This is a genomic window from Mesorhizobium sp. B2-8-5 (genome assembly GCF_006440675.2).
In the GTDB taxonomy this organism is placed as follows: domain Bacteria; phylum Pseudomonadota; class Alphaproteobacteria; order Rhizobiales; family Rhizobiaceae; genus Mesorhizobium.
This window is the reverse complement of record NZ_CP083951.1, coordinates 6,168,772-6,190,800: the sequence shown is the minus strand read 5'-3', so window position 1 is coordinate 6,190,800 and position 22,029 is coordinate 6,168,772. Positions and strand designations below refer to the sequence as shown.

General features: G+C 61.3%; 27 protein-coding genes and 2 tRNA genes. 3 read left to right on the top strand and 26 right to left on the bottom strand.

Features of this window, described 5'->3' with window-relative positions:
* Positions 1 to 49: 49 nt before the first annotated feature.
* The 3 genes from FJ430_RS30375 to FJ430_RS30365 form a co-directional block, all read right to left on the bottom strand.
* Positions 50 to 388 carry a hypothetical protein gene (locus FJ430_RS30375; RefSeq protein WP_140706074.1) on the bottom strand — a complete coding sequence of 113 codons (339 nt, stop codon included), beginning with the start codon at positions 386 to 388 and terminating at the stop codon, positions 50 to 52.
* A gap of 19 nt (positions 389 to 407) precedes the next feature.
* A complete protein-coding gene (locus FJ430_RS30370; RefSeq protein ID WP_140706072.1) occupies positions 408 to 1,373 on the bottom strand; it encodes a hypothetical protein in 966 nt (321 codons plus the stop codon).
* Between the two features lie 552 nt (positions 1,374 to 1,925).
* Complete coding sequence (locus FJ430_RS30365; RefSeq protein WP_140706069.1) at positions 1,926 to 2,144, bottom strand: helix-turn-helix domain-containing protein; 219 nt, start codon at positions 2,142 to 2,144, stop codon at positions 1,926 to 1,928.
* Between the two features lie 254 nt (positions 2,145 to 2,398).
* Here FJ430_RS30365 and FJ430_RS30360 point away from each other — a divergent pair, with 254 nt between their 5' ends.
* Positions 2,399 to 2,803, top strand: a complete 405-nt coding sequence (locus tag FJ430_RS30360) for a hypothetical protein (RefSeq protein ID WP_140706067.1) — start codon at positions 2,399 to 2,401, stop codon at positions 2,801 to 2,803.
* A 78-nt stretch (positions 2,804 to 2,881) separates the two neighbouring features.
* On the opposite strand, the gene FJ430_RS30355 is transcribed toward FJ430_RS30360, so the two are convergent.
* The 11 genes from FJ430_RS30355 to FJ430_RS30305 all read right to left on the bottom strand — a co-directional run bounded on the left by FJ430_RS30355 (position 2,882) and on the right by FJ430_RS30305 (position 10,545).
* A complete protein-coding gene (locus tag FJ430_RS30355) occupies positions 2,882 to 4,069 on the bottom strand; it encodes a tyrosine-type recombinase/integrase (protein WP_140706065.1) in 1,188 nt (395 codons plus the stop codon).
* A gap of 161 nt (positions 4,070 to 4,230) precedes the next feature.
* A tRNA-Phe gene (locus FJ430_RS30350) sits at positions 4,231 to 4,306 on the bottom strand.
* Positions 4,307 to 4,470: 164 nt separating this feature from the next.
* On the bottom strand, positions 4,471 to 4,692 hold the full coding sequence (gene yacG, locus FJ430_RS30345) for a DNA gyrase inhibitor YacG (RefSeq protein WP_140706063.1): 222 nt from the start codon (positions 4,690 to 4,692) through the stop codon (positions 4,471 to 4,473).
* Positions 4,689 to 5,315, bottom strand: coding sequence for a Maf-like protein (locus FJ430_RS30340; RefSeq protein WP_140706061.1), 627 nt, complete (start codon positions 5,313 to 5,315; stop codon positions 4,689 to 4,691). Before FJ430_RS30340 ends, yacG begins: the two co-directional genes overlap by 4 nt.
* A 127-nt stretch (positions 5,316 to 5,442) precedes the next feature.
* Entirely contained in the window at positions 5,443 to 5,661 is a 219-nt protein-coding gene (gene infA, locus FJ430_RS30335) for a translation initiation factor IF-1 (RefSeq protein WP_006200926.1), read from the bottom strand.
* 195 nt (positions 5,662 to 5,856) lie between these two features.
* Positions 5,857 to 6,267, bottom strand: a complete 411-nt coding sequence (locus FJ430_RS30330; protein ID WP_140706377.1) for a low molecular weight phosphatase family protein — start codon at positions 6,265 to 6,267, stop codon at positions 5,857 to 5,859.
* A 331-nt stretch (positions 6,268 to 6,598) separates the two neighbouring features.
* Positions 6,599 to 7,084, bottom strand: coding sequence for a UPF0262 family protein (locus FJ430_RS30325; RefSeq protein WP_140648026.1), 486 nt, complete (start codon positions 7,082 to 7,084; stop codon positions 6,599 to 6,601).
* A 2-nt stretch (positions 7,085 to 7,086) separates the two neighbouring features.
* Entirely contained in the window at positions 7,087 to 8,379 is a 1,293-nt protein-coding gene (gene hisD, locus FJ430_RS30320; protein WP_140706059.1) for a histidinol dehydrogenase, read from the bottom strand.
* Positions 8,380 to 8,385: 6 nt separating this feature from the next.
* Positions 8,386 to 8,820, bottom strand: coding sequence for a DUF2948 family protein (locus tag FJ430_RS30315; RefSeq protein WP_140706057.1), 435 nt, complete (start codon positions 8,818 to 8,820; stop codon positions 8,386 to 8,388).
* Positions 8,821 to 8,912: 92 nt separating this feature from the next.
* Entirely contained in the window at positions 8,913 to 10,205 is a 1,293-nt protein-coding gene (murA, locus tag FJ430_RS30310) for a UDP-N-acetylglucosamine 1-carboxyvinyltransferase (protein ID WP_140648023.1), read from the bottom strand.
* Between the two features lie 139 nt (positions 10,206 to 10,344).
* A complete protein-coding gene (locus FJ430_RS30305) occupies positions 10,345 to 10,545 on the bottom strand; it encodes a hypothetical protein (protein ID WP_140648022.1) in 201 nt (66 codons plus the stop codon).
* A gap of 225 nt (positions 10,546 to 10,770) precedes the next feature.
* Here FJ430_RS30305 and FJ430_RS30300 point away from each other — a divergent pair.
* Positions 10,771 to 10,845, top strand: a tRNA-Thr gene (locus FJ430_RS30300).
* A 45-nt stretch (positions 10,846 to 10,890) separates the two neighbouring features.
* Here the strand turns inward: FJ430_RS30300 and FJ430_RS30295 are convergent.
* Entirely contained in the window at positions 10,891 to 11,637 is a 747-nt protein-coding gene (locus FJ430_RS30295) for a GGDEF domain-containing protein (protein ID WP_226891992.1), read from the bottom strand.
* A 254-nt stretch (positions 11,638 to 11,891) separates the two neighbouring features.
* A complete protein-coding gene (locus FJ430_RS30290; RefSeq protein WP_226891985.1) occupies positions 11,892 to 12,596 on the bottom strand; it encodes a thermonuclease family protein in 705 nt (234 codons plus the stop codon).
* 205 nt (positions 12,597 to 12,801) lie between these two features.
* On the opposite strand from FJ430_RS30290, the gene FJ430_RS30285 reads away from it, so the two are divergent.
* The gene (locus FJ430_RS30285; RefSeq protein ID WP_140706051.1) at positions 12,802 to 13,335 is read left to right on the top strand and encodes a hypothetical protein; all 534 of its coding nucleotides are present in this window, start codon (positions 12,802 to 12,804) and stop codon (positions 13,333 to 13,335) included.
* Between the two features lie 29 nt (positions 13,336 to 13,364).
* Here FJ430_RS30285 and FJ430_RS30280 read toward each other — a convergent pair whose 3' ends face one another.
* The 10 genes from FJ430_RS30280 to FJ430_RS30235 all read right to left on the bottom strand — a co-directional run bounded on the left by FJ430_RS30280 (position 13,365) and on the right by FJ430_RS30235 (position 21,548).
* Positions 13,365 to 13,925 (bottom strand): hypothetical protein, encoded by a 561-nt coding sequence (locus tag FJ430_RS30280; RefSeq protein ID WP_140706049.1) that lies wholly within the window; start codon positions 13,923 to 13,925, stop codon positions 13,365 to 13,367.
* Positions 13,922 to 14,497 (bottom strand): L,D-transpeptidase, encoded by a 576-nt coding sequence (locus FJ430_RS30275; protein ID WP_140706047.1) that lies wholly within the window; start codon positions 14,495 to 14,497, stop codon positions 13,922 to 13,924. Before FJ430_RS30275 ends, FJ430_RS30280 begins: the two co-directional genes overlap by 4 nt.
* The gene (locus FJ430_RS30270; RefSeq protein WP_140706045.1) at positions 14,484 to 15,647 is read right to left on the bottom strand and encodes an AAA family ATPase; all 1,164 of its coding nucleotides are present in this window, start codon (positions 15,645 to 15,647) and stop codon (positions 14,484 to 14,486) included. The genes FJ430_RS30275 and FJ430_RS30270 overlap by 14 nt, the downstream gene beginning before the upstream one ends.
* The gene (locus FJ430_RS30265) at positions 15,644 to 16,228 is read right to left on the bottom strand and encodes a TadE family protein (RefSeq protein ID WP_226891984.1); all 585 of its coding nucleotides are present in this window, start codon (positions 16,226 to 16,228) and stop codon (positions 15,644 to 15,646) included. The genes FJ430_RS30270 and FJ430_RS30265 overlap by 4 nt, the downstream gene beginning before the upstream one ends.
* Before the next feature lie 38 nt (positions 16,229 to 16,266).
* Positions 16,267 to 16,803 (bottom strand): TadE/TadG family type IV pilus assembly protein, encoded by a 537-nt coding sequence (locus tag FJ430_RS30260; RefSeq protein ID WP_140706039.1) that lies wholly within the window; start codon positions 16,801 to 16,803, stop codon positions 16,267 to 16,269.
* Positions 16,804 to 16,808: 5 nt separating this feature from the next.
* Positions 16,809 to 18,377 carry a TadE/TadG family type IV pilus assembly protein gene (locus tag FJ430_RS30255; RefSeq protein WP_140706037.1) on the bottom strand — a complete coding sequence of 523 codons (1,569 nt, stop codon included), beginning with the start codon at positions 18,375 to 18,377 and terminating at the stop codon, positions 16,809 to 16,811.
* 8 nt (positions 18,378 to 18,385) lie between these two features.
* Positions 18,386 to 18,679 (bottom strand): hypothetical protein, encoded by a 294-nt coding sequence (locus FJ430_RS30250; RefSeq protein WP_181175394.1) that lies wholly within the window; start codon positions 18,677 to 18,679, stop codon positions 18,386 to 18,388.
* A complete protein-coding gene (locus tag FJ430_RS30245) occupies positions 18,666 to 20,111 on the bottom strand; it encodes a type II and III secretion system protein family protein (protein WP_140706035.1) in 1,446 nt (481 codons plus the stop codon). Before FJ430_RS30245 ends, FJ430_RS30250 begins: the two co-directional genes overlap by 14 nt.
* Before the next feature lie 52 nt (positions 20,112 to 20,163).
* Positions 20,164 to 21,225: a Flp pilus assembly protein CpaB gene (gene cpaB / locus FJ430_RS30240; RefSeq protein WP_140706032.1), complete on the bottom strand. Its 1,062-nt coding sequence runs from the start codon at positions 21,223 to 21,225 to the stop codon at positions 20,164 to 20,166.
* A gap of 98 nt (positions 21,226 to 21,323) precedes the next feature.
* Positions 21,324 to 21,548, bottom strand: a complete 225-nt coding sequence (locus FJ430_RS30235; protein ID WP_140706030.1) for a Flp family type IVb pilin — start codon at positions 21,546 to 21,548, stop codon at positions 21,324 to 21,326.
* Between the last annotated feature and the right edge of the window lie 481 nt (positions 21,549 to 22,029).

Sequence of the window (22,029 nt, the reverse complement as noted above, 5' to 3'; positions counted from 1 at the left end):
AGTTCAGAACGAACTAGCCTTAACGTTCCCTCAGTTAAGGCAAACCCTCCTATGCTCTTGTGCACCCGTAGTCATCGCAAGGCGTCGCAGCGAGCGAGGTTCTGAACGCTATCGTCTTAGGCGCACGTGGCAGCTTGCCAAGTAGGACAAGCGTCTCGATGCCTATTTGCTCGCTGACGGTTATGTTAACCCCCTGATACAGGCGCTTGATTTCGTCGACGTTGCGGCGATACGCGGAGTCCAAAACCGCATCAATGAACCCGCTAACCGGTACTACGAAATCTTTTGGCGGCGACCTCTTCGGTTCGGCAGACTTAGCCGTTGCGGCCTTTGTTGTCTTCGCCTTGGCGATTTTGCCCTTGCCACTTCCAGTTTTTGTTTGCGGCATGATAAATTTCCTCTCCGCGTCACCGATCGATTATCACCGTCGGTCTGTTGAATTCTGTTCGCAGAATAAAATTGCTAGCAGCACCAGCAGCAGCCTTTTCCGCCTTCGTTCCTTGAGAGACAACGAATTTCCCGGTATTCTCTGCCACATCAAGTGACGGCGGGTTTTCAATTGAGAAACCGAGCGTTATCTTATGCACATCTTCTCGGCTATTCTTGGACGCAACCGACGAGTCGGTTAGGTTTGGCTCAGCGACAATACCAGGCGTCAAGTTCCCGTATACTTTTGTAGTGAACTCCAAAGTTGAAGCAAGGGTCGGCGGTTTGGTCTTGTCGTTTGCCCCGAATGGGCTGAATAGCGACAGGTCGACAAACTCGTCCAGTGGCTTCTTTAGGCCTATTAGCCCTGCAATCGGATACAACGGATCCGGCCTCTCGTTGAAGAAATGGGGATTCTTTTTCCTCTTCTGCTCGGGATCGCAGTAAGCAAAATCCACTTGGCGCGTCAGATGGTCGAAAGTCTCTACTAGATAAAATGCCTGCTCATGGCGGCGCATCCGATCGACGCCAGCTCCGATGCCCAATTTGATCTTGTTGCCTGTTACGGCTCCCAACACGTCCATCGACAAGTCGACATCATTCGTCTCAGTGATATTGAGGTCAAAGTCGTAAGCAACAGCCGCGCCCATGACGTAGTTAAGGTAACTCCTCGTAGTGGGTAGAAGTTTCTTAAAGTCTACGTTCGCGAGCGATATCAGGTCGTCTTTCAAGAGCGGCGCCTGGCTTTGAGCGTACGCGTCATCCTTGAGGGAGTGCGATGCAAACCAAGCCGCGACTTTGTCTTCAATAGCATCGCGGAGCTCGCAGCGGGCCTTACGTTGGATATCCGTCGCAGTAAAACCCGTAACGTTCTCGATCACTGGTGTAGTGTGGCAGCCAGCAACCGCCACGCAGAGAAAAAATAGAGTTAGACGCCCCACAGCCATCCCCGTTCTGCCCAGCCCGAAGGATATTGGAAGCCACAATAAAGCTTTGTCAACTTGATCGGCGTGGTAAAGAGCAGTAATCCACAAACATTTTCCAAGGGCCGAGATAGCTCTACACCAAGTGCCCCCGCCGAGTATTGTATGGCCGCGCGACGTGATCGAACACATCCGTGCCGCCATCTCCGTCCCATAGACCTCGCGAACTGTCGTTCGGTCTTGAGTGATGAAAAGAGGCTTGGTTACGGCATTGTCGCTGATGTTGCACGCCGGCCCATCGAGTAGGTGATGCGGTGGTCGGTCATCAGTATTTGGATTTACGGTAGTCAGGTCTGCATTCAAGTTGGAACACGGCCGGATTCAAAGGCTGAATTAAGGCGCGAAGCCGCTGTTCGGAATGAGGAAGCAAGCCGGTTTCGGGATCGCACATCTCTATTGCGCCAACCAAGATGAGCCGAAAGCGACGCATGCTGTGCCGCTCGCCACGGTGCTGCTTGGGCGTGTGCTCGCGAGCGGCTGCGCGCAGGCGATTGATGGCCGACACGCTAAACAGCGCTAGCCGTCTTCTACCGGTTTTACTAGTTCGATGTGGCTTACACCCAACGCCTGGGAGAGCTCGAAAAGGGTGATGACAGTAGGATTGCGTCGACCACGTTCCAGACTGCTTAGGTATTGCTGGCTGTAGCCCGACCGGGCTTCCACCTGCTCCTGCGTCAGGCCTTTCTCCCTCCGAAGTCGGGCAAAGTTCCTTCCGACCAGTTGACGCATATCCATGCGCCACATTCGCCGTTTACACACTTTAAGTTTATCAACTATAGTATGTATTTTCGGAACAGTCGAATGTGCCGGAATTGGTTAGGAGGTGTTCGATGCTGCCAAGGACCACACCCACGTTCTCTGAGCCCATCACCCGGGCGGCTGCCACTCAGAATACAAATGATCCCGCTTTGAGCCTGTGGACCGACTGGCACCGCGCTCGGCACGTGTCGCTGGTCCTGTGTCGGGTGCAGCAGCGATTGGAGACGCGGATGATGGTCAATCCCGGAATTCCGGTATTGACCGATGGAGATCAGCAAACGCGTGGAACTTCGGCGGCCGCGTCGGAGGAGGGATCGGAATATGCGGTGGTTCGCGAGGCCGAGGTGTTTGCGATGACCGAGGCACTCCGATTTCAGGATGCGATTCCCAGTGTCGCGGCCCAGTCTCTCGTGGGTATCGTGGCAAAACTGGAAATGATTGTTGGCGCCGACCGGGACATTGGCGACCCGACGGATTTTCCATGGCCGCACATCGCGTCCGTTCTGCGCGACCTGAAGGCGATTGCTGGCGATCTACCGGCCCACGGGTTAAACCGGGCTGCTACCCGCGCGGATGTGGCGCGGCATCGGGAAGAAGCAACCAAGCTCGTCGCGGCCTTGGAGGCGCACGGGTGAACGGCTCAACTACCCATATCGGGCAGCGATCAACGCCCACACGGAAAACAGCGATCCGATCGTGGAATGCGTTTAAGACTAATGCTTCGCCTTCAACGCGTCTAGCAGATCTCCCCACTCCTGCATTAGTGTGACCCGCTGCTCCCAATAGGTCGCTCGGTTGTAGGTCCGCCGGATGGCGTTCTTGTCCTGGTGCGCCAGGACAGCTTCAATCACGTCTGGATCGTAGTCGCGGGCGTTGAGGATGGTGCTGGCGGTCACCCGGAAACCATGTGCGGTCACTTCGTCCTTTCCGTAGCCCATACGTCGTAGCGCAGCATTCATGGCGTTCTCGGAAAGCGGCCGTTTTGTGGAGCGGATCGAAGGAAAGAGCAGGCCGCCGTCCTCTGAGAGCTGCCAGACCTCTTCCAAGACCGAAAGCGCCTGTTTGGACAGTGGCACGTCGTGTGGAGCACGCATCTTCATGCGCTCGGCCGGAATATGCCAGACGGCCTTCTTTCGGTCGAACTCGTCGCGCGTAGCGCCCCGTACTTCGCCGGGACGGACACAGGTGAGGGCAAGAAACTGGAGGGCGGCTTTGATGGTTGGCCAGCCGTCGTATTCGTCGACCGTCATCAGGAGCTTGCCGAACTTCTTTTCATCGGTGATAGCGGCACGACCGTTGACTTTCGGCGGCTGGAGAGCGCCCCGGAGGTGTAGGGTTGGGTCAGACTCTGCCCGTAACGTGACAATGGCCAAGCGGAAGACGCTGCCTATCACGCCGCGTAAACGCCGCGCTGTCTCTCTTCGACCACTCTTTTCGATCTTCTGGAGGAGTAGGAAAATTTCGGCTGGAGTGATCTCGTTAATGGGGCGCTTGGCGAGTGGGCCGGCCAGATCTTCCAGGAGCCATTTGGTTTTGGTGATGGTAGCCGCCGCAGCGTCCCGTTCCTCCATCCGCGTGACATATTCCTCGGCGACCAAGGCGAAGGTGGTGCGTGCTTCCGTGATGGCGGCAGCCTTCTCCTCTTTGCGTTTGGTGGACGGGTTGATGCCGGCGCTCAACAGCCTCTTGGCGTCGTCGCGCCGTCCTCTCGCATCGAGAAGTGACACCAGCGGGTATTTTCCAAAGGAGAGGATATTTTCCTTCTCCAGGTAGCGGTACCGCAGTTGCCAGAGTTTGGACCCGTTGTTCCGGACGAGGAGATAGAGCCCGTCGCCATCGGCAAGACGATACGGCTTGTCTTTGGGCTTAGCGTTCTTGCAGGCGAAGTCGGAGAGAGACATGGGTAACGGACCTATCGGTTTGTGGGTAACGCCTAAATCGTTACCCACAAACCGATGCGTTGCAACGGTACGCGGTGGGTCACCATAAACCGCCAAACTAGGCTAAGTTATTGATTTGTATTGGTCGGTGAGACGTCGTGAGAAGCGATGGGAAAGTGAAATGGTGCCCAGAGGCGGATTCGAACCACCGACACGCGGATTTTCAGTCCGCTGCTCTACCAACTGAGCTATCTGGGCCTGTGCCGGCTAACGGAATGCGCCTGCCGGGTTTCGCGAAGGCGCCGGCGGCACCCCTTGAAAGCGCGTGGGTTATAGCACGGGAATCCTGCCTGTCCAGCGCCTAGGTGTTGATTTCGTCAGGAAAGAAAAAACGCCGGGAAACAGCCCGTCGCCGGCTGCGCTCACGGCTCGTCCTTGGGCGTCGGGCCCGGCTTCGGGCTGTCCTCTTCTTCCTCTTCGCCGTCGCGGACGGGGATGACATAGGCGCCCTTCAGCCAGCGATTGAGGTCGATGTCCTTGCAGCGCGCCGAGCAGAACGGGTAGTGCTCGCGCGCCGAGGGTTTGCCGCATTCGGGGCAGGGCCGCTTCGGCCTCAGCGGCGTGACCTTGTCGTCCAGACTCATGAGCGCGAAGCATGCCAGTTCTGGTGCGCCTTGAAGCCTTCGCCCGCAAGCAGCGCCACGCTCTCGTAGAGCGGCAGGCCGACCACATTGGTGTAGGAGCCGACCAGCTTGACGACGAACGAGCCGGCCAGGCCCTGCACGGCATAGCCGCCGGCCTTGCCGCGCCATTCGCCCGAGGCGACATAGGCGTCGACCTCCTCGCGCGGCAGCCGCTTGAAGCGCACCCTTGTCTCCACCAGCCGCTGGCGCAGCTTGCCGCCGGGCGTGATCAGGCAGATGCCGGAATAGACCCGGTGCGAGCGGCCGGAAAGCAGGCCGAGGCAGTTGATGGCGTCGTCGATCGTCTCGGCCTTGGGCAGGATGCGCCGCCCGACCGCCACCACCGTGTCGGCGGCGAGGATGAAGGCGGGTGCATAGTCCTCCTCGCTCTTCAGCGAGGCCAGCGCCTTCTCGGCCTTGTCCTTGCAAAGGCGCTTGGCCAGCGAGCGCGGATGCTCGGCGCGCAGCGGCGTCTCGTCGACATCGGCGGGCAGCACCCGGTCCGGCTCGATGCCGGCCTGCTGCAGCAATTCGATGCGGCGCGGCGAACCCGAGGCAAGCACGAGCTTCTGCAGGATGCTCATGTGAGCATGATGCCGAAAAGTGTGAAGCGGTTTTCGGGCGACATCATGCTCCACTCTTTGATTTGGAGCCGGATGATTTCAGGTCGAACAGACCTGAAATCATCCGGCTCTAGCTTCGCGCGGACTGTTACTTGAAACGGTAGGTGATGCGGCCCTTGGTCAGGTCGTAAGGCGTCATCTCGACCAGGACCTTGTCGCCGGTCAGCACGCGGATGCGGTTCTTGCGCATGCGGCCGGCCGTGTGGGCGATGATTTCGTGTTCGTTTTCGAGCTTCACGCGGAACATCGCATTGGGCAGCAGTTCGGTGACCACACCTGGAAACTCGAGGACTTCTTCCTTCGGCATTCGATACCTTTGCTTGGATGGGCGTTCCGGCGCCTAGAGCACGATGCCGAAAAGTGTGAAGCGGTTTTCGGACGACATCATGCTCTACTCTTGATCTGGAGTCGGGTGATTTCAGGTCGAACAGACCTGAAATCACCCGACTCCAACCGGAATTTGCGCGGAACCTATATGATAATCATCCGCTTGTGAACAAGCTTAATCCGGGGCGCTTTCAGCCCCCGGTGCCGCAAAACGTCGACTTATGCGGGTTTTCAGTCGCTCGCGCACGTCGCGATAGGCGGCCATGATGTGCTCGCGCGTGCCGCCGGTGTCGGTCGGGTCGGGCATCGGCCAGTACTCGACCTCGACGGCGAGCGATCGGGTGAGCTCGAGGGCCGCATGATGCGCTTCCGGCGCCAGCGTGACGATCAGGTCGAAATAGTCGTCTTCCAGCTCCTCCAGCGTCCTGGGCTGGCGCTCGCCGAGCGAGAGGCCTTCTTCGGCGAGCACCGCATCGACGAATGGATCGCGCTCGCCGGCGCGCACGCCGGCGGAAGCGACGAAGGTGGTGGCGGGAAGCATGCGGCGCGTCAACTGCTCCGCGATCGGCGAGCGCACGGCGTTCATGCCGCACAGGAACAGGATCGAATGCGGCAGGGCGGCCACTAGAGCGTGGTCCCAAAAAGTGGGAACCGGTTTTTGGAAAAGATCATGCTCCAACCAGAGAGCATGATCCCGAACCGGAGGTCAGCGCACGCAAAAAGTGGGAACCGGTTTTTGGAGAAGATCATGCTCCAACAAAAGAGCATGATCCCGAAAAGTGGGAACCGGTTTTCGGAAAAGATCATGCTCCAACAAAAGAGCATGATCCCGAAAAGTGGGAACCGGTTTTCGGAAAAGATCATGCTCCAACAAAGAGTTAGATCAGGACGGTGTTTCAACGAAACGTCATCCTGATCTAGCCTCGCCAGTGCAGCACGCAGACCAGCGTGAACAGCCGGCGCGCCGTGTCGAAGTCGATCTCGATCTTGCCGGCGAGCCGGTCCATCAGCGTCTGCGAGCCCTCATTGTGCAGGCCACGCCGGCCCATGTCGATCGCCTCGATATGGCTCGGCGTCGAGGAGCGGATGGCCTCGTAATAGCTTTCGCAGATCAGGTAGTAGTCCTTGACGATGCGCCTCAGCGGCGTCAGCGACAGGATGTGGGTGACCACCTCGGCGCCGTTTTCACGGCTGACGGCGAAGACCAGACGTGACTCGGCCAGCGAAAGCTTCAGCCTGTATGGACCGGCGCCGTCATCATTGATCGGCCGAAACCTGTTCTCCTCGATGAGGTCGAAGATCGCCACGGCCCGCTCGTGCTCGACGTCGGGCGTCGAACGTCCGATCGATTCGTCGAGCTCGACGTCGATCAGCCTGTCGCGGATTTGGTCGTGGCCGGACATCGCTACATGTTCAACCTGATCGCGACGGAGCGGGCATGGGCATCGAGGCCTTCCGCCTTGGCAAGCGCGATCGCGGCGGGCGCCAGCGCCTTGAGCTGATCGGGCCCGAGTTTCAGGATCGAGGTGCGCTTGACGAAATCGAGCACGGACAGACCTGACGAGAAACGCGCCGAGCGTGCCGTCGGCAAAACGTGATTGGAGCCGCCGACATAGTCGCCGATGACCTCCGGCGTATGGCGGCCGATGAACACGGCGCCCGCGTTGCGCATCCTGGAAAAGAAGCCCTCGGCATGGTCGAAAGCGAGCTCGACATGCTCGGCCGCGATCCTGTCGACCAGCGGCAGCGAGGCCTCCAGCGTCGGCACCAGGATCACCGCTCCGAAGTCGCGCCAGCTCGCGGCCGCTGTCTCGGCGCGCGGCAGCACTTTGAGCTGGCGCTCGACCGCCTGCTCCACCGCCTTGCCGAATTCGGCGTTGTCGGTGATCAGGATCGACTGCGCCGATATGTCGTGCTCGGCCTGCGCCAGAAGGTCGGCCGCGATCCAGTCCGGATCGTTGTCGGTGTCGGCCACCACCAGCACTTCCGACGGCCCGGCGATCATGTCGATGCCGACGGTGCCGAACACCTGGCGCTTGGCTGCCGCGACATAGGCATTGCCCGGACCGACGATCTTGGCCACCGGCCTGATCGTTTCGGTGCCGTAGGCAAGGGCCGCAACGGCCTGCGCGCCGCCGACGCGGTAGATCTCGGAAACGCCGGCAAGGTCGGCGGCCACCAGCACCAGCGGATTGATGACGCCGCCCGAGGCCGGCACGGCGATGACGATGCGCTCGACGCCGGCGACCTTGGCCGGCACCGCGTTCATCAGCACCGAGCTCGGATAGCTCGCCGTGCCGCCCGGCACGTAAAGGCCGACAGCTTCGATAGCCGTCCAGCGCGAGCCGAGCTCGACGCCGGCGGCATCCGTATAGCGGTCGTCCTTGGGCTTCTGCCGCTCGTGATGCGAACGGATACGCTCACGCGCGAATTTGAGCGCCTCGACGGTTGCCGGATCGGCCGCCTCATAGGCCTTGGCGATGTCGTCCTTCGAGACGGCGATGCCGAGCGCGTTGAGATCGGCTTTGTCGAACTTCAGCGTGTAGTCGATCAACGCCTTGTCGCCTTCGGCGCGCACGCGCTCGATGATGCCGCGCACCACGGCCTCAACGTCGGCGGACACCTCGCGCTTGGTGGTGAGGAAGGCCGAAAAGCGTTGCTCGAAATCGGCGTCCTGGTGTCGGAGCGTAATCGCCATTGCGCTTTAGCCTCTGTGCACGGGTCGCGCGGTGGCTTCCCAGGAGCCGCCGACATCGGCAAGCCGTGCCTCGACGCATTCGACGTCGAGCATGATGGTGCCGCCGCCCGAAAACACCAGTTCGACGATGCCGGCCGGCTTGCTGATGGCGATGAAGCTGATCGCCAGCAGCGACAGCACCCCGGCCGGCTTGTCGCGCGCAATGCCGCTGGTCTTGGCGCCGAGTACGCGATCGAAATGCAGAACGCTCTGGCGCCGTTCATTGTGCTGGCGGAACAGGCCGGATTTCGCTTCCCAGACGAAGCGGTTCATGGTCAGCACGAAGCGCTTGGCCGCCGGCAGATATTCAAGATCGGAGACCTTTATCACGGCGTCCTGGACATGCGCCGAGACGATGCTCAGATCCTGTTCGTCGAGCGCGATGAGCTTGAGAGCTGCCATGCCGAATGCGCACCTGAAGGTTGATAATTCAGCCCTCTGTTATGCGGTCTTTCCCGCCGGTGCAACTCGCCCGAGGCAGATGCGGGTAAGCGTCAGCCCGAAATCCGCTCGATCACCGCGCCGCACCCGGAAAGCTTCTCTTCCAGCCGCTCGAAGCCGCGGTCGAGGTGGTAGACGCGATTGACCGTGGTCTCGCCCTCGGCGGCAAGGCCGGCGATCACCAGCGACACCGAGGCGCGCAGGTCGGTCGCCATCACGGGCGCGCCCTTGAGCTTGGCGACGCCGTCGACAATCGCCGTCTGGCCGGAAAGCGTGATGTGGGCGCCCAACCGGGCGAGCTCCTGCACATGCATGAAGCGATTCTCGAAGATCGTCTCGGTGATACGCGACTTGCCCTTGGCCATCGTCATCAGGCCCATGAACTGCGCCTGCAGGTCGGTCGGGAAGGCGGGGAAGGGGGCGGTCGTGACGTCGACCGGCGCAATGCCGGCGCCGTTGCGCTTGACGCGGATTCCCTCATTGGTCGGCGTGATCTCCGCGCCGGTCTCGACAAGAACGTCGAGCGCGGTCTGCAACAGATCGGGTCGGGCGCCGTGGAGCATCACGTCACCGCCGGTCATGGCGACGGCCATGGCGTAGGTGCCGGTCTCGATGCGGTCGGGGATGACGCGCACGCGGGCGCCCGACAGCGCCTCGACGCCGTGGATGGTGATGGTCGAGGTGCCGGCGCCGTGGATCTTGGCGCCCATGGCGATCAGGCATTCGGCGAGATTGACGATTTCCGGCTCGCAGGCGGCGTTCTCCAGCACTGTCTCGCCCTTGGCGAGCGAGGCCGCCATCATCAGCACGTGGGTGGCGCCGACCGAGACCTTGGGAAACACGTAGCGATTGCCGATCAGGCGGCCGTTCTTGGTCTTGGCCATGACATAGCCATTGTCGACGTCGAGCTCCGCGCCGAGAACCTGCAGGCCCTCGAGGAACAGGTCGACCGGGCGCGTGCCGATGGCGCAGCCGCCGGGCAGCGACACCTTGGCCTCGCCCATGCGGGCAAGCAACGGTCCGATCACCCAGAAGGAAGCGCGCATCTTCGAAACAAGCTCATAAGGCGCGGTGGTGTCGACGATGTTGCGGGCCGAAAAATTGATCGTGCGCGAATAGCCTTCCTGCTGCTTTTCGCGCCGGCCGTTGACCGAGTAGTCGACGCCGTGATTGCCGAGGATGCGGATCAACTGCTCGACATCGGCCAGATGCGGCACGTTTTCGAGCGTCAGCGTATCGTCGGTGAGCAGCGAGGCGATCATCAGCGGCAATGCCGCATTCTTGGCGCCCGAGATCGGAATGGTACCGGCAAGCTCCTTGCCGCCGACAATTCTGATGCGATCCATGAGAAAACGTCCCCTCGGCCAGAACAGGCCGGTTTCAATCGGTTGATGCGCCCGGCTTAGACCATTGGCCGGCTTGGTTCAAGAAATAGGATTTTCTTGAAACCGGACCAACTGTGACCGGCCAGTATGGCTGATTTGGTCAGTCCTTGTGCATTTTTCCAGCAGCCGGCAATCCTTCGGACCTTAGATCCGCGTCGCGGGCGCGCTGCTTGTCAGCGTCGCGGGCGCGCCGTGACCGCGTCTGGGCCTTGCGCTTCTGCAGATTGGCGCGCAGCGCCTCGGCCAGCCGGTCCTTGCGCTCGCCATCGCCTTTTTTCGGTGGATTTGCCTTGTCGTTCATCGTCCGATCCCTGGCCGGCGGTCAGCCGGCCGCGATTCCGCAATGGCTAGCATTTTAACGCGCCGATGTCATGGAAGCGGGCCGAGAGCCGGTTTCACGCTATGGATCAGCCGCGCATGCCGCCCCAAACCCGCATAATTGCCGGCAAGAATTAGATGCGACGCTTTGGGTTTTTCTTGGCCTTGCGCTTGCCGGTTCGATATGGCAGAAGCGCCGCCATCGCAGGCTGCGGTAGCTCAGTGGTAGAGCACTCCCTTGGTAAGGGAGAGGTCGAGAGTTCAATCCTCTCTCGCAGCACCAGCTTTCCAGAACATCGAAGTGAGCCTGTCGGGCGATCGCGCCGGCTCAGTTGGTGACGTGCGACAGCCGCAGGCCGGCTTCGTCCGAGGCCTCGGCCATGCCTTCCTCCGCGAAGCGGAACATGTCCTCGAAATCCAGCTCACGCTCGAAAATGACGCCGCCGACACTGATCGCAAGCACGTCCTTGTCGCCTTTCGGCGCGAAATAGATCTCGCCGACCGTGCCGCGAATGCGCTCGCCCACGTCCTTGGCGTCCTCTTCGCTCGCGCCCGGCAGGAAGACGCCGAACATCGAGGTTCCGATCCGGCCGATCAGATCGTCCTTGCGCACCGCGGACCGGATGGCCGACGCGATCAGCCGCAAGGCCTCGTCGCCCCATTCGAGGCCGAAACGCAGGTTGATCGACGTCAGATGTTGCGGATGGATCACCAGAAAGGCCCCCGAGCGCGGGCCGACCGGTCTCGCCGCCCTCCTGTCGACCATCGAGGTGAACACCTTGCCGTTCAGGCAGCCGGTCAGTTGGTCATAGGTGCCGAACCTGGTGAGTTCCTGCCGGTAGCGGCGCATCTCGATCTGTTGCCAGCCGGTGAGGGCAAACAACGGCAGACCGATGACGATCGGCACGACGATTGCCGTAACGGCCCCGCGGCCGAATGGTGTGAGGCTGTCGCTGAAAAGCAGCAGGTAGTTCAACCCGAGCGAAAGCGCGACGCAGGCGGCGGTGCCAAGCACGGCCAGCAAGATGAGGTGCTTCCACGTTTGAACCGGCGCGGTCGGTGTTTTCGTGGTCAAGGGCCAATCTCCTGTTCGACGCATCGTTTACAGGAGGCCGGTTACGATTTCGGTGTCAGGAAAGCGTACAATTTGATGCAAGTCGGCATCTTCTCCATGGCAAGCGCTGAATCCGGCGCGCCAGCGGCCGCGGCCCGCGGCTGATGACCGGCCCGGTCGTCGGCCCAGGTTTTAGAATTGCTGAACCGCTCTGACCATTCTGCTTTCACGCAAGTCCGCGAGGAGAACTGGCCACTGACTTTCCCGCTGTCGCGTTATTGCGGTGGGCCGAAAATGCCCATCCGGGCGTTTCTCGCCACCACCTCCGCCTTGCCGTAAATGCCGGTCGGAGCGGCCATCGCCCAGCCGTTTGAAACCAGCCAGGCGCCGACATCCTGCTTGCCCAGCGCGCAGGGCGCCGCGATGGCGAAACGGTCGGCGTCCGGCGGCAGCAGGCATTTCAGCGCCCGGCCGCGCAGCCAGGCGTTGAAGACGGCCCGCGCCCGCTGGCCGCAGGGCCAGGCGGTGTCGTCGAACGTGCAGGTCCTGTCCGGATCTATGTCGACCGTCCCGCTGATGGCAACCGTGCGTCCCATGGCTTCGAAGACCGCCGCGGAGGTCGCGACCGGACCGAAAAGCAGGGTCTCGCGCCAATCCTGCGGCATCGGCGTCTTCGGTCGCGGCGCAAGCCCGAGTTCGCCAAGCGGAGGACGCGGTTCGATGCGCTCGATCCGGGATGGGTCGAGCGGCGGCGGCGCAATGAGATCCTCGGCGATCTTGCGCGCCGGCTGGCCCGGCCGCGCGTCATGGATCGGGGCATGGGAGGCCGCCTTCAGGTCACCGGCGCCCTGAGCCGATGCGATCGAAGCGGGCGGCAGCCGGCGCCCGCCCTCGGCGATCAGCGCCATGCCTGCGAGCAGCCCGAGACCGCCGAGCGCGGACGCCAGCAACGGGCGGCCGGGCGGATTCGCCTGGCTCACGCGCGGAACGCCGCGAGGTCGCGGCGGCTGTCGATGATGCCGCCCGAGCCCAACCCGTTAGCTCCTGTCGACACGGCGTCACCCCCGTTGAACCGGATCATACATTAGACATGAGCGACAATCCTTGAAAAGCAAGGCGTTGCGTTAAGTGTCGCGCAACCAATGCGGCCTAGAATCGGTGATCGGATGTCGAGGGGATGACACGATGCGCAAGCCGATACTGCTTTTTGCCTTTCCGGCCCTGGTGCTGCTTCTGCTGGCGGCGGAGCGAGCGGCAGCAATGCTTCTCGGCTTCTATCCCGCCAGCCCCGCTGTGTGGCATGCCTGGCTGGAGCTGCGCCCGTTCTCGACCATGTTCTGGCAGCAGGCGCATGTCTATCTCGGCGGGTCGTTGGCGCTGGATGCTGCCATTATCGTCTTCGCGGCAGGCGCCTGCTGGATGATTTGCCAGGCAAAAAGGTCCGCCGGCTTCTTTCTGGCCAATCATGCCGCGCTGCTCTTTGCGGGCAAGATGATGGCGCTTAGCAGCCATGCCGAGACGGCAAGCACGATCGCCGCCTTCACCGTGCCGAACGGCTGGCGCTTTTCGCTTATGCTCGACTTCAGCTTGAAGAATAGCCTGGTGCTGTGCCTCGGTCTCGCGGCCTGCGCCTATTGCCACGTCGCTTTCCTGCGCGAGGCGAGACAGCGCGCCGAAGCCCGCGCAGTCCGCATGCTGGCCCTGCAGCGCGATCTGTAATCCAAAGCAGCAACGACAGCCCCGCGCGTTCAGTTGATCTTCTTGTAATAGACCTTGCCGTCGGGCTGCTGGATGCGCTGGTAGGCCGGGTTGGGCCCCGGAGGCGCGACCTTCCGCTTGAACGAGAGCCGCGCGTCGGCGGCATCGCCGCCGCTTTCGTCGGCCGCGGAAGCATCCGCCACCGTGGTGTTGTCAAGTAGGGCTGGCTCCGGCGCGCCAGGTGCTGGCTCTCTGGCGGCGACGGGCTGGCCTTGCTCCAGCTTGGCGATATTGCCGTTGATCTGGCCGAAATTCGCCTGCAACTGACGGTCCAGCGTCTCGAACCGGCTCTGGAAACCGTTGTTGACGGTGTCGATGCGGGCGCTGATCCGCTGCTCGAACTGGCCGAGCTGTTCCAGCCGCGCCTCCATCGTCTTGAGGTCGTTGACGCCGCGACAGAGATAAACGGCGGCTGTCACGTTGACGAAGGTGACGAGCGCGGCGCCCACCGCGAGGACACCGATCAGTCTGGCCCGGCTGGGCTTTCCCGGAGCCGCTTCCCGGTGACCGAGTTCGATTGCCGGAGCGTCCGGCTCGCTGATCATCGTCATTCAACCACCACCTTTGCGCCCACCGCGACGCGCTTGAAGAGATCAATCACATCGGTGTTCGTCAGCCGGAAGCATCCGGACGTGCCGTCGAAACCGACGCCCTTGGGATCGTTGGTGCCATGGATGCGATAGAGCGTGTCGCGTCCGTCGCGCGACAGATAAAGCGCCCGGGCGCCGAGCGGATTGTAGGGACCGGCCGGCACCATCGCCGGCAGTTCCGGCTGGCGCGCGCGCATTTCCTTGGGCGGACGCCATTGCGGCCATTCGGTCTTGGAGGCTACCTTGACCGTTCCGGTCCAGCCGAAGCCGTCGCGGCCGACGCTGATCTGGTAGCGCAGCGCCTGGCCCTGGCCCGTCACCAGGTAGAGCGCCTTCTCGTTTTTGCGGATGACGATCGTGCCCGGCTGCTCGCCGGTCTCAAAGGCGACCGCCTTGCGCAGGCTGGGGCCCATGGCCGGCAGCGGCGGCGATCCGGCCTCCGCCAAACCGCAAGCCGACATCGACGCGATGCCGATCAGGCAGGCAGCCGCGAGGCGCGCCGTCATCCGCCGCGTCGAGCTAGCGCTGGGCATTGTCCAGCCGTTCCTTGAACATGCGTTTCAAATCCTTGTTGAAGCGCGCGCGCCCGTCCACCTCGGAAGGCAGGATGGCGCGGTTCAGCGCGTCGGCCAGAAGCGCGTTGTCCAGCGCCAGCGACTTGATGTGCGGCGCCTTGAAGATCTTCTCCAGCTCGCTGCGCGAGAAGTGGTTGCCGAACCATTTGCGCTTGTGCTTGTTGGCGACCAGCGTGATGTTGACCTTGTTGCCGCGCAATTCGCGGATCTTCTTGTAGAGCCGCTTGCCTTGCCGCAGCGAAGCGACGTTGAGCTCGAAGACGATGAAGATCTCGTCGCTCGTGCGCAGCACCGAATCATGCCAGGGCGTCTCGATATTGGGCAGGTCGATGACGATGTCGTCGAAGCGGTAGGCGACGAGATCGAGCAGCCTGAAGACGAAGTCGGAACCGTGCGGCTCGAACGGCAGCTGCGGCCGCTCGAAAGAGTAGAGCGTGAGGCCGGATGGCCGCGGCAATTTGATGACGTCCATGAGCTCGACGTCCAGCCGGTCCGGCTGGCCGATGATGCCGGAGAGATCGAACTGGTTGAACTGGTTGAGGTAGGCGCCGCAATTGGCGCTCTGGAAGTCGAGGTCGACGAGGCAGGTCGAAGCCGCGCGCTCGGCCGATTTCGAGGCAAGGTGCTCGGCCGCCGAGATCGCCAGCGTGGTGGCGCCGGCGCCGCCGCTGGCGGCGATGAAGGTGACGATGCGGCTCTTGGTGCCCTGGCTGCCGGTGTCGTGGAAGGTGACGGCGTTGAGCAGCTCCTTGGCGTCGAGCGGCTTGTGCAGCCAGTCCGACGCGTTCATGCGCACCAGGACGCGCGTCTGCTCGGAGGTGAGCTCGTCCGAGATCGCGATCAGCGGCACCGAGGCCCAGGCCGCGCGCGCCTCGACGATCGCCGGATTACCGAGCAGCTCGCCATTGGCGAGATCGAGGATGATAATGCCGGGCCGGCTGTCGACAGGCGGCCCTTTGAGGAACTCCGCCGCGTCCGAGACCTTGACGTCATAGATCGCCAGCGCGTCAAGCCGCGTCGTCACCTCGCGGGTGAAATTCGGATCCGAAGAAAACAGCGCGACCTGCTTTCGCTTGGTGGGCAGGACTCTGGTGTCGATGGCGTTCATGGCCAAGTACTCTTCATGTCTTCCCCCGTGACAGTGCTCAGCATGGAGGGCATGGTGATGTCGTTGAATCCGAGCAGCCCGCCCAGGAAGAAGAACTGGAAGGGATGATTGACGATGCTGACTGTGACGGTCGGCACGGGTCCACCGGGGCGAGTCCAGTAGCCGAGGCCGGATGCGACATATTCGATCCTGACCTCGGATTTTTCCAGGGTAGGAAGGAAATCGTGCATGCCGGCACGGTTGCTGCTGCCGTCATAAACGAAGTCAAAGGACGCCTGGTCCGCGCATGTGTCACCCGATTTACAGCTGGTACCCGTGCACGATGCCGCTCCTGCGGAATCTGCGGTGCAAACGTAGTCGTAAGTGCCTGGCGGCACCGCCGCGCCAACGAGAGTTAAATCCGCCTGGGTCCCAGTCTCGGATGACAAGGCGGTGGCGATCGGCGTGGAAATTTGCGCCAGTCTGGCACCGGCTTGCACCGCCTTGTTGGCCCCGTTCCACTGGTAGAAGGCATAGCCGAAGTCGACAAAACCGAGCAGGAGGGTGAGCAGCAGCGGCATTGCAATGGCCATTTCGACCATTGTCGCTCCAGACTGACTGGTCCAGAATCTTTTGCGCGTCACCATCCGACGACACGCTCCTGATGGGACACCGAGAGGGTGAGAGCACCAAAACCAAGGTAGGACCAAAAGCCCAAATCCGGGTACGTATATGATGTGGAAACGTTCACCACGTATACGTTGTTGGTACTGCTTAGGTAGAGCTCGTTCGGCGGAGTAGCGCTATCGACTGCCGGAGTGGACGTCGTGTCGATCTCAACTTGACCCGTGGTCCATCCCGCAACTCTTGCGGTTCCCCCCGTCCAAGCGCCATTGACCGCGATGTTTTTCGCTACATCGCCGCAAGCAGCCCACTTTATCCTAACAGGATCGTTAGGGTCGTCAGGATCCCCCGGATCGTTGCTGCAACGCGCCATATAGCGCGCGGCGTCCTCAACGCCGGCTTCAAGAAGCAGGCGCGTGTTCAGGATGTTGGAGAACTCGAACACGCCGGCCGATAGCAGGACAACGAAGGGCGTAACGATTGCCATCTCGACCAGCGCCGTGCCGTTCTCGTCGTCGCGGAATGGTGCAATGATTTGGCGAAGCTTGGTCATCGGGCTCACCGGTAAAGCTGCGCCTCGTTGCGGAAAGCCTTGTCGAGCGTGCCGTCGCCAAGCGGGCCATCGACATCGACGATCTCGAGGCTGATGGGCTTTTCGTTAGCCGTGTCGTCGTCGTCGTTCTTGGTATTATCAACTTTCTGGATCGGAGCGTTCAGGAAAACGCTGGCATACCCGTCAGGTTTTATCTTGGTGTGACCATTGATGACCTTGTCCCCGTCAGCAAGGCAGTCGACAATGGCCAGGTTAAGCAGCCTGCGATCGGGATCAGCAGTCGGCCTCGGATTTTTGTTCTTGTTAAAACATTGCGGAACCCCGGTTTCGTTGCCCTTTGACTTATCTGGAACCAAGCCATTCTCGATTTCGTATTTGTAGACGTCATACCTAGACGCAGGAGCACCCATGTTCCCGGTCGGGTTGCTCTTGCTCGGGATCGACGGATAAGTCGCCTTGTGGTTGACACTCCAGTACGTGCTCCTGTCCCAGGTGGAGTCAGTCATTCCCTTATTGTAGTTGTTGCCAGGCGGCAGCGGCATGGATTTCGTCGGATCGTCAGGCGTGTATTTGTTGCAGTTTCCGCCCTTGTCCCCTTTGCGGACGTTGCTTGCCGGTCGATAGGCCCATTCGCTATCATGCTGCTTTATCTTGCCGCTGTAGATGTCGAAGCGGACATTGAGGCCCGTGTTGACCTGGCCCAATGTAACGCCTGTTTTCGTGGTGAGGGCATTGCGATTGTAGCAGGTGCCGGCGGTTCCCATCGCGATGGCATCGCGCAGCGACTGCAGGTCGTTGTCGAGCAAGCCGAAATTGCCTGGGCCAGGCCTGCTGTTGTTGTCCGTCTTCAGGACGCGGAATTCGCGGCTGTAGGTATCCCCCGATGCGAAGGCTTGCTGAATAGTCTTGCTTGTTAACGGCGTATCGGTCTCGAACGGGTTGCACATGAAGATCGGCACGGTTTCGCAGATGGTTTGGGTGAAGCCAGCCACCGCCTGTGGCTGTATATCCATCGTGTCGTTGCCGCCAAGGAAGCTCGCTGGAAAGATCGTCGCGAACGCGCCCGCGCCGTCTGCTACACCTGACGGGTTCACCGTCACTTCCGCGAATGCCACGGCCTTGGGGTCAGTGCTTGCCCAGTTCACGCCGTTGGCGTCGACGCCGTCAGCACCCAACGCGATGTTGTCGCTGGCTGGTATGCCGGTCAGGTAGGTCACCGTCACATCAGCCAAGGCGAGTGTGTGGTCGCCTGCGGTGGAAAATTTCGTTTGGTTGGTGAGGAGATTTGTCACCGCCTGGTTGGCTCTGGTGATGCTATCCGATCTGCCGTCCAGTTCCGCCGCAGCCGCCAGAGCCATAGCATCGGCACCTTTCTGCAGATCGTTATGCAGGCTGTTGGCGCGACTCATGTCGATGGCGAGCAACGCGAAGCCGACGAGCACCGGCAGCATTATGGCGACGAGGATCATCGCTATGCCGCGTTGATCGTTCCAGAATTCACGAATGGTCCTCAACATGATCTTACTCTCTGTTCCATTCGTGCCGGGCGTCCTCGCGCGCCCGACGCGCAGCATCCTTCTTCTCAGTTCGCTCCGGTCGTAACCGATGGGCCGGCATTGGCCGTCGTGCTCGCCGCCGACGCCGACGCCGGATATTTGTATTTCTGCACGACGGCGACAGACCGCGCGCCGTCGCCCTCGATCTTCGTGTTGTTCGCAGCCGGGTTGTACGGATCGACGGTCTGCAGCAACTGATTGGCCTTCTGCGAGTCGCCGGCAGCCAGCGTTATCGTGTCGTAATTGTTCAGATAGTCGGCCGCGCAGCCTGCGAGCATGCTGGTGCCGAGAAGGATGAGCAGGAGCTTACTTCTTGACATAGACCAGCTTGTCCTTCGATTTCACGTCCAGCATGTGGCCATAGGGCCCGGTGACGCCTTCGCCATGCTCGTACATGCGGATCATGTCCTTGTTGACTTCGAGCTGGCCGAGCAGCATGAGCTCCGGGTCGTTCGCGGGTCTTGTCTTGTCGAAGGGGGTCGCCAGTTGTTCGCCGGGCCGCACCGGCCGCACCAGATGCGGCGTGACGATGACGACTAGCTCGGTCTCTTCCTTCGCCGTGCTCGAATTCTTGAAAAGTGCGCCGACGATTGGCACCTGGCCGAGCCATGGCACCTGATCTTGCTGTATGGTGTTCTTGCTGGAAAGCAGGCCGCCGACCGCAAAGCTCTGGCCGTCGCGCAGGTTGACCGCCGTCGACAGTTTGCGATTGGTGAAGATCGGGTCGCCGGCAGCGGTGAAGCCCGTCAGGTCGCTGACTTCCGGCGCCAGCTTGATGTGGATCTTGCCGTCGTCCAGCACCACCGGTGTGAAGTTCAAATTGACGCCGAACTGCTTGAAGACGATCTCGACCTCGCCCTGGCTGTTGACGCTGCGCACCGGCACTTCGCCGCCGGCATTGAAGCTGGCCGTCTCGCCAGAAACCGTGGTGAGATTCGGTTCGGCGAGTGTTCGAACGACGCCCTTTGCCTCGAGCGCCTCGATGATCAGGTCGACCTTGATGTTGTTGTCGATGATGCGGGTGATCAGCGCCGCGAACGGATTGGTATTGGAGAGAAGGCCCGTGACCAGATCGCCCGCGCCTAGTTCCGCTCCATCTTTATCTACCGTGCCAATGCCTGTTCCCACCCTGGTGGTGCCACGGCTATTCGTGCTCTTGAACGACACGCCAAGATCGCGCCCCGCATTGCGCTTGGCCTCGAGGATGCGCACAGAAAGATTGACCTGTTCGCTGTCGTCGATCGTCACGGCGTTGATGATGGAGTCAGGACCGTATTGCTGCGTGACTTCTACAATGGATGCCAGCGTCGCGGCGTCCTTGACGTGACCGCTCAGGCGAACCTTGCCGTTGATCGAGCCGATCTCGATGCGGGCCTTCGGCGCCACCTGGCGAATGGCCACCGCCATGTCGCTGACATCCTGGCCGACCTCGATCTGGATGGCGCCCAGCGAACGCTTGTCCTCGGAAAACAGATTGACGGTGGTGGTGCCGACGCTCTTGCCGATGATATAGAGCGTCTTGTCGGTCATGGGCTGCGCGTCGGCGATCTTTTCGTCACCAACGACGATGTCGCCCAAGGTAGCGTTCACCTGGATCGTGGCGGATTGGGAAACTGGCACGAACACGCGATGCAGCGACGGGCTCGATACGTCGATGAAGCGGTCAGCCGCTGCAGCCGGATTGCCGGAGATCGCCGGTACGCCCAACACGGATAGCGCGGCCGCCGCTATCCTCACCCAAAACCCCTTCATTCCCCGTCTCCCCACTCGCTGCCCAGGGCAGCCTCCACCGCGCCGACCCTCGTCAGTCTTGTCGCGGCACTTCGTATGACTCTAGCTTGATACCACGGAACACCCCGATCGTCGCCAGCTTCGGCGGCTCCGGCTGCACGTATTTGATCACTTCCTTCACCTCCTGCGCGACCTGTGGCGCCGACGTCACGACAGGCACGGGCTTAACTTTGCTCAACTGGTCGACCTGGCTGCCAACGCGCTCCACCGCCTTGGCCAATCCATCGATCTTATCGTCGGCCCGCTGGCGGTCTTCCTCGGCGCGCTTGCGCTCTTCCGCGGCCGCCGCTTCCTCGGCTGCCTTCCTGTCGAGCTCGGCCTGGCGTTTGGCGACATCGGCCGGCGTGTCGCCGGTCAGGTCGGCGAGCGTGACGCGCTCCGTCGTCTCGCCTTGGCTCGACGCGGCCTGCCGCAGCGCCAGCGACAACTGGCCGGCGCCGGCGGCGAGCGTCAGCTTCTGCGCATCCTTCGTGCTGGCCTCCAGCGTCACCGATTTCACGACCTGTGCCTTGTCCTTGCTTTCGTCGGCGACCTGGTCGATGGCGAGCACCTTCATGCTCTGCAGCAGCACGTCGACGTAACTTTTGTCCGCGCCGTCGCCGTCGCGAACCGTGCGCGTCAACAGCACGTCGACGCGGTCGCCGGGGAACACGAAGCCGGCGACGCCCAATACGTCGTTGACGCGAATGGAAACTGCTTTCATGCCTTCGCCAAGCACGGCCGAAAGCGTGGCGCGCTGGCCGGCGCCGGTGATCTTGGTGGCGAGGATTGGTTCGTTAGCGCTGATCGTCTGCAAAGCCTGCCGCGCGCCAGCGTCGGCCAAGGCATCCTTGACCGTCTTGAACGCGCCCGCCGGTATGGCGCCTGCCGGCCAGGCGATCTCGCGCAATTTGTCCGCGCTTAGCGTGTCGCCGAATTTCAACGGCATCGCCGCGACCACGACAGTGCTTGCCTGCACGCCGCTCGACTGCGCCAACGCGGTGCGCTGGTTTGCCAGCCAGATGTTGGCGAGAACGACCGCTAGTACGCCGAATACGCCGGCAAGCACAATCATGATGAGTGTATTGGCGCGCATTTTTCCCACCCCAAAATCACCGCCCAATGGGCGATGCTAGTCTTTCATGGCGCGAACCCTGGGCCGGGATCGAGCGATCCGGCCCAGGGAATTCTTGATTACGGAACGGTGCAGGTGCCCGTGCTAGTGCCGGCAGCGTTGGTGCCATGGCCATTGAGATGGACGCAGAGACCAGCGAACTGATCGCCAACCCATCCGGCGATCACGACCACAACGGCGATCGTGGCAGCGGCGATGAGACCTAGCAGAATAGAATATTCGACCATGGCAGCGCCGTTTTCGTCGTCGCGGAACTGCCGGGCCATCGTCATGAGCTTCTTCATGCCAATTTCTCCCTTGAGAGGTTTGAACCCGACGAGACAGAGCCAAGGAATGTACCCCATACCCAAGCATCCCCCGTCACGTTCAATCCTAGGTCGCACGAAAAAGGAGTGTCAAACGGATTAACGGAAACTTAACCGTTCAATACTCGGCTTTTGGCATTTTCATTTGAGACAAAGGCTTGATTCGCCTCATTTTTCAAGTCTCCTTAACCATTCATTCACAATTCGGCCACGGTTAGGCCTTTTTGCGGATGGGTTAGAGTTCCTGCATAATTCTTTATATCTAATGGCTTAGAGGCGTCGTTGCCTTTGCTGTGGCAAAGGTCCTAGGACTTTAGTCTGGAGGCTAAAGATTGGCCTGAAATAGTTATGTGGCATCATCGCCACTTTTTTAACTATGTCGCAAGTAATTGCTGGTGCTTTGCCTCGCGCCGCTTGTGCCCCTCGTGGTTAACGCTTAGTTTCCGGCTTGGGGATATCA